Raw genomic sequence first — 12,266 nt, 5'->3', positions numbered from 1 at the left:
GGAACTCGCTCACTGCCGCATAGGCAGCTTAGAAAGCTACAAATGCCGGTTGAAACTGTTAAATCAGGCTCACTGCCGCATAGGCAGCTTAGAAAACAAGCCCTTGCAAAAGTAAGGGAGCGGAAAAGCTCACTGCCGCATAGGCAGCTTAGAAATTTTGTTATCACAATTACTCGTGGTGGTTCTTGCTCACTGCCGCATAGGCAGCTTAGAAAATTGCCAATACAACCCAATGCCTTTTTACTAAGCTCACTGCCGCATAGGCAGCTTAGAAAAGTAAGCTTTGAAGTGGGGGCAGAGATTGAGGGCTCACTGCCGCATAGGCAGCTTAGAAAGCTTGCCATTGTGCCACGCCAACCAATGACACGCTCACTGCCGCATAGGCAGCTTAGAAATTTCAGTGCGTCTTCAATTGTGATTACATAACGCTCACTGCCGCATAGGCAGCTTAGAAAACCACTCAACCAGAAAATGTTGCTGTTGATAAGCTCACTGCCGCATAGGCAGCTTAGAAACGTTACTAAACGGCGCAATTCGCGCCAAACGCGCTCACTGCCGCATAGGCAGCTTAGAAATGATCAATATACACTTGCAACAAATCAGGATTGCTCACTGCCGTATAGGTAGTTAAAGACGGAAAATAAAGCATCGGGTACTAATTGTTGTGCAAGCCAATTTAGTCTGTTTTGCCTATTTTATCGTTGTACATTTTGTTTTTAACTTGATAAGAAGGGCAAAAAGACAGCCGCACTTTTGTCGGTATGTAAAAGTGCGGTTGATTTTTCTTCTGTTTTATAGCGCCTTATTGGGTTGCTGGGGTACCGTATTTTTGTGCTAACTCGTTATTTAGTTGTGTAAACTCATCAGTGATTTTAAGTAGTACATCTCTTTTCACCAGTAACGCTTGTCCACCAGCTTCGGAAGGATTTTGCTGTAGTTTTACATTATCTGTCATTAGTTCTGATGAAGTAACAAGTAAGATTTTTGCTTTTTCTTTTAGAGCACGAACTTCTGCACTATAAATAGCTAATGCATCTAATTCTTTTACAATACTATTAATTTCTTTTGAAAATGTAACTAATAGAGTTTCTAAGGCTTTTTTGTCACCTGATTGCAAAATTTCAACTAGTTGTTGGTTTAATTGAGCCACTTTTTCATTTTGTGCAAGTTGAAATTCAGTAAAGAGAGCAAAATCTGCTTTTGGATCAACTTGTACATGCGCTGTCGATACGTTTCCTTGTGTTTTTTCTTGGCTACTTGTGAACTGGTCACAAGCGACTAAAGACAATGCGCAAAGTGTGATTGCACTGATTTTTGATAGTCTATTCATATGGTTAATCCTTAAAATTTTATCCAAATGGCTAGTATTAATAGCCGAGTTAGTACTATACACCGCTTTGTATAAGCTGACAATTTCCTTGTTTTATCTAGGGGAAGCTTATTTTTATAATTAAGTTGGATTATAATTTGAGAATATCATTTTATTAGTTAATAAGAGAATATTATGGAAGCTAAAGCATTAAGTATCGTTATTTTAGCGGCGGGTAAAGGTACACGTATGTACTCGGATTTACCTAAAGTACTGCATAAAATAGCAGGAAAACCTATGGTAAAACATGTGATTGATACAGTGAAATCAATTCATGCTAAAAATATTCATTTAGTTTATGGGCATGGTGGGGATGTCATGCAACAACATTTAAAAGATGAGCCAGTGAATTGGGTATTACAAGCACAGCAACTAGGCACTGGGCATGCAATGCAACAAGCCGCACCGTTTTTTAATGATGATGAAAATATTTTAATGCTATATGGTGATGGTCCACTTATCCGTGCAGAAACGTTACAAAAATTAATTGCAGCGAAGCCAATAAATGGTATCGCATTATTAACTGTTATGTTAGATGATCCGACAGGATATGGGCGTATTGTGCGTGAAAAAGGCAATGTAGTTGCTATTGTTGAACAGAAAGATGCCAACCCAGAGCAGCTAAAAATTCAAGAAATTAATACGGGTGTATTAGTGGCTGACGGCAAGAGTTTGAAAAAATGGTTAAGTCAGTTAACTAATCATAATGCGCAAGGGGAGTACTATATTACAGATATTATTAGCTTTGCTAATCAAGATGGTTGTCAAGTTACGGCGGTACAAGCTGAAGATTTTATGGAAGTAGAGGGTGTGAATAATCGTCAACAACTTGCTCGATTAGAACGTTATTATCAGCGTAAACAAGCGGATAAATTGTTATTAGCAGGGGTAGCTTTAGCGGATCCTACACGTTTTGATTTACGCGGTGAACTAATACATGGTAGAGATGTGGAAATTGATATTAACGTTGTGATTGAGGGATGCGTCAAATTAGGTGATCGTGTGCGTATTGGTACAGGCTGTGTATTGAAAAATTGTGAAATTGGTGATGATGTAGAAATTAAGCCCTATTCTGTATTAGAAGATGCACAAGTTGGTCGTTTATCTCAAGTGGGACCGTTTTCACGTTTACGACCAGGTGCAACATTAGCTGCAGAAACGCATATTGGTAATTTTGTTGAAATTAAAAAAGCGAATATTGGTCAGGGTTCAAAAGTGAATCATCTGAGTTATATAGGTGATGCTGAAATTGGGCAAGATTGTAATATTGGTGCAGGTGTGATTACTTGTAATTATGATGGGGCTAATAAATTTAAAACGGTGATTGGCGATAATGTATTTGTGGGATCTGATGTACAATTGATTGCGCCAGTTACAGTGGAAAATGGTGCGACAATTGGTGCAGGTACGACAGTAACTGACAATGTATATAGTGGCGAGTTAGTAATTAGCCGAGTACGGCAACGCCATATTACAGACTGGCAACGCCCAACAAAACAAGGAAAAAAATGACCGCACTGTATTGTAATAAATGATAGATCATAAGAAATGTAATATAGGCATACAGTGTATGTATGCCTAATTTTTTATAGCTAGATTAATTCGCTAACAGTGATGAGTTAATGTTAATTTGAATAAAAAAGATTAGTTGTTATTGTTTTTTCTCTGCAGAGAAAGCACCCATCCAATCATATCCTATTCCTGTACCAATGATATATTTACGATCATCATTATTTTTGACTGAATCAATAAACTTAATCTCAAATAGACTCACATCCTCTTGAGAGATTCCAGATTTTTCTGTTGGTGTAAATAATAATGAGTTGGTGTTATCCTGCTTACTTATCTCAAAAAATTTTTCTTCGGGGGAGGTATTTTTAGCCACAAAGCCACTGACACTTCCATTGTTATAATTTAATATGATATCTGCATATTGGGCTTGATGATCTTTATTAACTTCGGAAAAGTTAGTATAAATAAAACTATTTTTTCCTTCATATTTAGCATTGAAATCATTTGGTAATGATTTTTTATTAATATAATTTTCATTTATGCCAGAGAGAATTTTAACTCTTTTCTTTTTATTCAGCGTATTGTTATAAATACTATATCCATAATAAGCGAGATCGATCTGATTTTCTTGTAGTAATGTAATCTTATATTCGTGCTGATTGTCTTTATTTTTATTTTCGCCTACTGAAAGTGAAATGGTGGTTATTTTTTCTTTTTCTTGAGAAGAATTGGTTTTGCTGATGTTTTCGATGGTTATTTCATTTGGTTTTTTTATATTATTAGTTTTACATACGCCATAAACACATTCTTTCCCTACCCACTTTATAGAATCTTTTTCTTTATCTTTGGGAGCGGCTTTATTTATAGGTGGTTTCTTGTTAGATTGCATATCAGAGTGATGATTAGGTTTGTGGCTACCACAAGCAGAAAAGAGAGTAGATAAGCTAATAAGTAAGCTTATTTTTAAAATAGATTTTTTCATTTATTAAAGTCCTTTTCGTTTTTACATTACAAATTATTTATATCCTTAAATAATGTGTTTCTATTTTACCTTGATTTTTTTTATTATGTATAGAGAGAATAAATCTGTTTGCTTAAATGTTATTTATGTTATGGCGATTTATTAATCATTTTTTTATGCAAAAAATAAAAATAAGAGATTAATTAAAAGGGTTTTTTATGATAAATATGAATATTTTTTGATATAAAATATAAATGGAATGGAGATTAATTATTTGTCTGATTAATTAATGAAATAATACGTTAGAGGAATAACGCGGATTTAAAATACATTTAATTATTAATTTCCCCTCTCTAGAAAAGAGGGGAAAGAATACAAAACTTAATTAAAATGGAGTTCTAGTCCAATCTCATTTAAGAGACGTTTTTCGGCTTTTAACTCGTTATGCACTAATGGTGTGTGGGTTAAATAATCATTCGCAAAAGTAACCTGCCAATGACTTAAAGAGCGGTCTGTTTTCAGCGAAATTCTCTCGGTTTTCTCAGTGGCTTGGCGAGACTTATTCAGCATGATTGCTAAACGGAGTAAACGTATTAAAGCCAATACATCTTGTTCGTGATAGCGAGAAAATTTTGTGAAATCACTAAGCTTGAATAAGTTAATTTGATAACGTACTAGAGTTGTTAACAAGCGCTGCTGCTCTTTATCAAAGCCAGGTAGTTCGATATTTTGTAAAATATATGCAGAATGCTTTTGCATTCCTTTATGGTTGATCACAATGCCAACTTCATGCAATTTAGCTGCCCAAAGCAAAATTTCGCTCATTTCTTCGGCGAGCTCAGGTTTTTGCCAATGGGTGTATTGTGAACCAAGCAATTTTGCACTTTGGTACACTCGTTCAGCCTGAGCCAGATCAATTGCAAATTGCTCAGCCAAACCTAGAGCAGTACGTTGGCGGATGTTGGTTACTTGGAAGTTCTTTTCTAAGCTATACATTACGCCTTCACGTAATGCCCCATCGGAATAGCGCATTTGTTGAATGCCAAATGTTTCAAACACGGCACTTAAAATAGCTAAGCCAGGAACAAAGACATCAGCACGTTCTTCAATGAGACCAGAGAGCTTTAATTCATCAAAATGAGAGCTTTGTAATGTGCGCTCAATCAGTTGGTTAAGCCGTTGTGGTGTGATCATGCCATTTGGATCAATATTCGACATAATGACTTGATAAACTGTCTTGATAGTACCTGATGAACCCAGCACCACATCCCAACCTAAATGACGATATTCAAAGGCTAAGTCTTCAATTTTCATAAGTGCTGCTTGGCGGGCATGATGAAAATGTTGTTGGCTAATGACACCATTAGGGAAAAACTTTTTAGCAAAACTGACACAACCCATATGGCGACTTTCAGCGAGTATGGGTGTAAAATTTTCACCGATAATCATTTCAGTAGAACCACCACCAATATCTATGACGAATTTTCTGCCTGTTTCAGGCTGTGTATGCGATACACCAGCATAAATTGTTTTTGCTTCAGTTTTACCTGTAATGATGTTAATCGGATAAGGGAAAACAGCTTTAGCTTGGCGCAAGAATTCTTGATTATTGACTGCGCGGCGTAAGGTATAAGTTCCAACAACATTCACATTCTCAGGCGCAAAGCCTTGTAGGCGCTCAGCAAATAAGGCTAAACAATTTACCCCACGAGTGATCGCAGCTTGGCTTAACACATCATTCTCATCTAATCCTTCAGCTAATTGGACTTTTTGTTTTAAACGCGACAGAATTTGAATAGAGCCATTCATAATACGCGCGATAATCATGTGAAAACTGTTGGAGCCAAGATCAATTGCTGCTATTTCTTTCACTTCAGTGCGAGTGAGCGGTGCCAGTTCGGTTACTTTTGCTATCAGATTTTGGTTATTCATAGGATTCCTTAAAATTCAAATTGATAAAGCAAATCAACGGCTTGTGTTACACCTGAAACTGATTGCAAATAAAGTTTTGGTAGCAAGCGATAACGTACAGTAAACTCAGCTAAACCATCAAATAACCCAACGCCATATTTAACTTGTAAGCGTGGTGTAATATTTCCACTTACGACTACTTTAGAGCTGTCACCTACTCCTTGTGTACCTAAGTTGAGATCTTGGATACCAAAAGCTTGACCTAGACCACCAACCGCTTTCCCACTTTTGGCTAAGCCAAGACCTAATAATGCCGCACCAATTGAGCCACCAGAACCTGCTTCACCACTATTTTCTAGCGAGCGGCCTGTGAGTACATAAGAAAGTGCTTGATCTTGTGACATCCCTGGTTCAGAGAACACTTTAATTTCTGGATTCTCAGCAAGACCCAATACTTTGATACCTGCGATAATACCAGACGTATCCATGGATTCAGGATTTCGGATCGCTTCGATATTTAACATTGGTTGTGAAGGTTGACCTGAGAAACTGATCATGCCTTTACGGATCAGTAAATCTTGCCCGAAAGAGGCATAACGCCCATTACTTAAATAAACCTGACCAAATAGCCCTAAATTGCCTTTCTCTTGTTTGACACTCAGTAAACCGTGTAAATTAGTTTTTAGTCCATAGGCGTTAAGATAGACATCTCGTCCGATATTAATTTTTAAGTCAGAAAGAATTTCCATACCTGATTTAGTTTTTGCAGGTAAGTTGGCTTTCATTTTAGTTTTAGGCTTCCCATCTAAGATGACTTCATCTGCACTGACTGATACGGCGGTTTCAGGTAAACTTTCAATTTCTATTCTTGCCCAAGGGATATCAATATTGCCAGATAATTCTAAACGTTTTGGACTTGCTTTTATTTCAATATTCGGGCTAATTTTAAGTTTTGCCATAGAGGGAATATCTACTTTAAATTGTTCTGCTTGAGCATGTAAGCGTGAATTCCAATTCTCTAAATTTTGCCAGCTTGCTTCGCCATCCAAGTTGAGGCGGCTATCTGGTGTTTGTAAATGCCCACGTAAAGTGGAGCGGTTACCCTGAAAATTCAATGCGAGTTCACCACCATTAATATCAAATGGCAGTGACTTCATTTTGGCAGTCAAATTATTAATGCTGAATACCCCGTTGAGACTTGGTGCATTCAATGAACCACCGAATTTTAAATCAGCAGTAATATCACCATGGAGTTTTTCATTATTTGAAAGCAATTGGTTAATTAAATTTAAATTGAGTTTATGGATAGTGAATGTACCACCTAACTGACGTGTTTTTGCTAAATCTTTGATTTCTAGATTAGTACTAATATTGCCTTGTTCTTGTAAGAGTAAGTTAGATTTAACGGTTAAATTGTTGTTTTGTAAATCTGCATTGACAGTCAATTTGGGCATTGTCAACTTAAAGGTTCTATAATCAATTTTTTGTGCTAAATGTAAATTATCTCCACTGAGTTGTACTGTCAATTCAACAGGTTTATCTGTAAACCATGCAACATTTCCCTGACTTTGTAACTGACCCGTTAATAGTTCTTGTTGGATAAGTTTATTGATCAGTGCTAAGTCGAATTTTTTAAGTTGGAAAGGAATCTCTCCTGTTTTGCCAACACGGAAGTTTTGTGGAAAACAAAGTTCAATATTCGGATTTTGCCAACAATGTGCATTGATTTGCATCTGTGCCGTTTCATGAGCGTAACTTAATGGCACATTTTGATTAATATTCCATGGTCCTGCGAGAGATTGAATTGCTACTTGGCTTAATGTACCTTGCCAAATTTGTGTTTTACGGTCAAAGCTACCTTCAATATTCAAGTTTGGAGCGACAGGTGTACCTTGTGAGCTGAGATTTAATTGATGAGCGTGTTCATTCCCTTGTAATGCTAATTTCGCATTATTTAGTTTCACATCACCATAATTTAAGTTATCAAGCTGAAGATCAAGTTGTCCTTGGCTTTGATTTGCCAAATCTACTTGTCCTTTTAATAAGATCTTATTAAGGTTAAATTCATTAAATTTAATTTGGTTACCTATGATATCGGCATCAATTATGGGTTGAGCGATATGGCCAGTGAGATTTACTTTGCCTTGTAAACTTGCAGATAAATTAGGGACTAAGCCTCGTAAATCAGGTGCATCAATATCGACTTCGAGCTCAGACTCCTTGCCAATAAAGCCTGCTACATTAATATTGTTATTACCATAACTGAGCAATAGCGCTGGTGCTTTTAATGAAGGGTTGTGGAAATTTGTATCCACACCAAAACTAAGAATGCCTTTCATGACGAGTGGGCGATTGGATAAGCTGCCCTGTAAGTCTAATTCTGGAATATCAAATAAGAGGACTTGATCAGTAATAATACCTGTTGAGAAGATGCCACCTGATAGAATTGTCGGTAAGTCAGCAACATAATCGCTTAAATTTAAGTGGCTTAGTTTTAAATCACTGTACCATTGTACACCATCACGCCAGCCAATTTTTCCCTGCATATCAGCAGAGCCTTTTAATGTATCAAGATGTAATTGTTCAATTTCGACTGATTGTAATTCTCCCTTTGCTTGTAAGTGGAGATCTGTTTTTGGCAGATTCATGCCTTGTACTGAGGTATTGAGTTGTAATTGATAGTTAAGTAGGTCACCACTAACATCTAAATTCAGTTGTGGCACTTGCAGTGGATTTGATTCAGCCGTGTTAAACGGATAGCGGAAATCCTGCGCTATTAATTTTAGCTCAAAAGGCGTTTTAGCTTGGTTAAGTGCAATCACTCCATTTACATTTGCATTTAACGCGCCTGTCATTTCGAGCGAAAGTGCGGTCTGTTTTTTTAAACTTCCAGTAAGGGCTAAATTGAGCTGACTTTCTGGTAGCAATGTATTGTTGTCTTGCATCAATTCATGGATATGGCTTTTTACTCTTAATTCAATGGGAAAATTTTCATTGAGTTGTATCTCAGCATGTCCTTGTACATCAGCCAAAGAGCTTTGGATATGAAGTTGATGTAATTTTACTAGATGGTCTATTGCCTCAGCTTGTAACAGAACTAGAGGGATATCAATTTGTTGCTGATGGCTATTATTGAAGTATTGATATTGCCAATTTTGCCCTTGGATAGCTTTAATTTTAATATCGAAAGGCAGATCGACTTGTTCGAGCTTTGCTAATAATGGTTGAGCTAATTTTTGTTCAAGCTCTGTCCAATCAATAGGTTGTTTTTCTTGATAGGTTGTTGGTGTCTTTTCTTTTTTCGCTTGTGCTGAAACTTTAACCAACAGTTCGTCAATAGTCGTTGGTTCAAGAATAAAACCTGATTCATTTGTTAAGCTGGTGGATGTTTGAAAATGGGCGAGATCAATACTATTATCATCTATGACTAGACGTAGTTTATTAATTAACAGATTATCGACTTGTATCGAAACTGGTAAATCAATGCGTCGCATTGGTTTAGAAACATTGTCTTTTTTGTTTTCTGTTGCAGGTAAAAGCGCTGTATTTATTTGGATATGTAGTTTATACAAACTGATATCTTTTAGACAAATTTGTAAATGCCATAAACAAGCTAAATCTAATTCTAAGCGTGCTTGAGACAAATGTGTTTTCACTCCAGTCGACTCATAAAAAAGATTATTGAGCGTTAATCCTTCTTGTAAACCACCTTCAATTTTTTCGACTGATAAGCTATCAAGCGATCTATCTGCTAACTGAATGAGCCAACGCTGCCCTGTACTGGTTACTAACAATGTGCCTAAGATAAAAATAAGTAAAACAATGACCGCACTTATCGTACATAATAAGCGGCGCCAAAGTGGTTTTGAGGTTTTTACTTTAGATCTATCTGTTGTCGTTGCAGTATCTATTTCGTCTTTCTTTGTTTGCTCAGTCATTTTGTTGCTCGGTTAGTAGAATGGAGTCACTTAGATGCGTTAAAGTTCTGCGCCAAGTCCAATATAAAATTGAATATTTTTACTATTATCTTTGTCTCGTATCGGAGTTGCTATGTCAAATTTGATAGCTCCCACAGGGGATGCCCAGCGTACGCCCATACCTGCACCATAGCGTAATTCTTTTGCAGTAAACATATTCGCAGCAAGTCCTGTATCTGCAAAAGTAGCTAACCACCAATCAGGATATACTTGGTATTGATATTCAAGGCTACCTGTTAACAAACGTGAACCACCAACTAATTTATTATTTGCATTTTTAGGGGCAATTTTTTTGTAGCCATAACCTCGTACACTGCGGTCACCACCAGCGAAGAAACGTAATGCAGGGGGGATGCGTTCAATATTTTTAGTGTGTAACCAACCTAATTCAAGACGAGTCACTACACGATGATTATGTAAGTAAGTACGTACCCACAAACTAGAGCCTTGTATTTTGAAAAAATCAACATCGGACAACCACCAAGTACGTCCTAAATCAACAGTGATATTTTGTGCATCTCCCCATGTCGGAAATAATCCTCCCTGCAAACGAGTACGTCTGAGTGAGGCAGTAGGATAAATAAGAAGCGTTTTATCTTTTACATTTGCTTGAATGAAAGAATCATAACGAACGCGTAAACCAAATGAGTGTTGCCAACCTGCTGCATGGTTCCAGTAGCGTATTGCAGAAAAAGTAGAAGCAAAGGACTCTGTGTCATTTTTATTTTCATTTTCAAACCCAGTTGAGAGCTCATAGTAATAATTGAGAGGGTTTTTCAGTAACGGCATTTTATAGGTTGCTTCTAAAGTTTGTTTGGGTGCCGAAACATATAGATTAGTGCGGAAGCTATGTCCTCGGTTATTGATCCAAGGCTTGGTCCAACCAAGTTGTAAGCGTGGCCCCACATCTGATGCCCAGCCAATCCCAACTTCCATGCTATTTTTTTTACGAGGTTGGAGCAATACATCAACATTCACAATTTTATTTTCTTCGTCTAAATTAGGCTGTAATAAAACAGAACTAAACCAGTTTGAGGAAGTATAGTTGTTTGTTAAGGTAGAAAGATCATTAATTAAATAAGGGTCGCCTTGTTTAATATTAATCATATTACGCAAATAATCTTCGCGTATTTGAGCATTTTCGAAAGTTACTTCGCCAAAATGGTAACGCTCACCACTATCATAGATTAAACGCCACCATGCTTGTAAAGTAGAAGGCATAACTTCAAGGCGTGATAATAAGAAATCACCATCAAAATACCCCCGAGTGAGTGCTAATTTCTGAATACTCTTTTTATAATCATCATATGTTTCATGATTCAAAACGCTACCATTTGGAGGTAATTGCTGTGCTAATTTCGTAAATTCAGGATCATTTTTAGCCTCACCTTCGATTTTAACATCTGTTTCTACTAGATTAACGGGTTTACCGAGTGTAACTTGTGCAATAAGAATTACATTTTGTGGCGGGCGGTTTATCAATTCAAAATCAATTTTATTTTGGTAATAACCGTATGCACGTAAAGCTTGATCAATTGCTTCTCGAACTAATTGTTTATGACGTTCTGAACCATCAGCTTCTTCTTTGTCTATTGTTGCAGTATGGATACGTACATTATTATTTAATTGTGTATTTTTGATGCCTTGTATTTGTAGGTCAACTTGTGCATAGGTAGGAGACATGCTGAATAAAATAGCACTGAATGTGGCTACTGTTGTAGCAAACCATGCTTTTGTATTCCTTAATAATTTCATAGATTCCTCAAATTAAAAATTACTTTAGTGTACCTTTTAAACAGAGGCTTTGGCAACGCAAAGAATGGTAGTTTTTTTGAAAATTTTAGTAAATTTTTTATAGAAAAGCCAATTATAAGAACAATTGGCTTTGTGAATAATGAATAGAATTACAAACCTTTATGCTCAAAGTAAAGGACTGTTGCTGCTACACGAGAATGAACGTTTAGTTTGCGTAGAAGATTACGAATATGGACTTTAACGGTTTCTTCAGAGATGAAGAGTTGCCCTGCTATTTGTTTATTAGATAAGCCTGTTGCAATTAAACGGAGTACATCCATTTCACGATCTGTTAATGAATACATAGGGTCTATTGTAGTTTGTCGCTCAAGAAGTGCGTGTTTAATTGAATCACTTAAGATAATCTCACCTTGTGCGATACGTTTAATTTGGTTTAATAGTGTATCTGGTTCAGTATCTTTTAATAAATAACCATCAGCACCAGCATCAATTAAAGTGAAAATATCACTTTTTAGATCTGATACGGTTAAAATTAAAACACGTGCATCAATACCTTCTGCTCGTAAAGCTTTTAATGTATCTAAGCCCGATAATCCTTTCATGTTAAGATCAAGAATGATCAGATCTGGCTGGGTTTGTAATGCTAATGTAATACCTTCACTGCCACTACCTGCGTCAGCAACAACTTCAAAATCATCTTCTAATTCCATAAGTTGTTTGATTCCTCGACGCATCAATGGATGATCATCGATAATCAAAACTTTTGTTTTTTCTAACATGT

General features: G+C 36.5%; 7 protein-coding genes and 1 CRISPR repeat array (1 of these 8 running past the window's edge). Of the genes, 1 reads left to right on the top strand and 6 read right to left on the bottom strand.

The annotated features are described in order from the left end of the window. Positions 1 to 575: a CRISPR direct-repeat array (repeat unit 28 nt; unit sequence GCTCACTGCCGCATAGGCAGCTTAGAAA); it reaches 413 nt to the left of the window's first position. Between the two features lie 227 nt (positions 576 to 802). After that, positions 803 to 1,330, bottom strand: a complete 528-nt coding sequence (locus K7G93_RS07400) for a PM1805 family lipoprotein (protein ID WP_115323197.1) — start codon at positions 1,328 to 1,330, stop codon at positions 803 to 805. Positions 1,331 to 1,504: 174 nt separating this feature from the next. Between K7G93_RS07400 and glmU the strand changes: the two genes are divergently transcribed. Continuing rightward, positions 1,505 to 2,881 (top strand): bifunctional UDP-N-acetylglucosamine diphosphorylase/glucosamine-1-phosphate N-acetyltransferase GlmU, encoded by a 1,377-nt coding sequence (gene glmU, locus K7G93_RS07395; RefSeq protein ID WP_226690838.1) that lies wholly within the window; start codon positions 1,505 to 1,507, stop codon positions 2,879 to 2,881. Between the two features lie 139 nt (positions 2,882 to 3,020). Here the strand turns inward: glmU and K7G93_RS07390 are convergent, their stop codons facing one another. The 5 genes from K7G93_RS07390 to K7G93_RS07370 all read right to left on the bottom strand — a co-directional run bounded on the left by K7G93_RS07390 (position 3,021) and on the right by K7G93_RS07370 (position 12,264). After that, positions 3,021 to 3,863, bottom strand: a complete 843-nt coding sequence (locus K7G93_RS07390) for a hypothetical protein (RefSeq protein WP_226690837.1) — start codon at positions 3,861 to 3,863, stop codon at positions 3,021 to 3,023. Between the two features lie 360 nt (positions 3,864 to 4,223). Continuing rightward, on the bottom strand, positions 4,224 to 5,774 hold the full coding sequence (gene ppx / locus K7G93_RS07385; protein ID WP_226690836.1) for an exopolyphosphatase: 1,551 nt from the start codon (positions 5,772 to 5,774) through the stop codon (positions 4,224 to 4,226). A gap of 8 nt (positions 5,775 to 5,782) precedes the next feature. Beyond that, positions 5,783 to 9,691, bottom strand: a complete 3,909-nt coding sequence (tamB, locus tag K7G93_RS07380; RefSeq protein ID WP_226690835.1) for an autotransporter assembly complex protein TamB — start codon at positions 9,689 to 9,691, stop codon at positions 5,783 to 5,785. A gap of 39 nt (positions 9,692 to 9,730) precedes the next feature. Continuing rightward, the gene (tamA, locus tag K7G93_RS07375) at positions 9,731 to 11,485 is read right to left on the bottom strand and encodes an autotransporter assembly complex protein TamA (protein ID WP_226690834.1); all 1,755 of its coding nucleotides are present in this window, start codon (positions 11,483 to 11,485) and stop codon (positions 9,731 to 9,733) included. 149 nt (positions 11,486 to 11,634) lie between these two features. Next, entirely contained in the window at positions 11,635 to 12,264 is a 630-nt protein-coding gene (locus tag K7G93_RS07370) for a response regulator (RefSeq protein WP_226690882.1), read from the bottom strand. Positions 12,265 to 12,266: the final 2 nt, after the last annotated feature.

This window comes from Pasteurella canis (assembly GCF_020810675.1).
Taxonomy (GTDB): domain Bacteria; phylum Pseudomonadota; class Gammaproteobacteria; order Enterobacterales; family Pasteurellaceae; genus Pasteurella; species Pasteurella canis.
The sequence above is the reverse complement of the archived record's forward strand: the minus strand, read 5'-3'. Positions and strand labels throughout refer to the sequence as shown.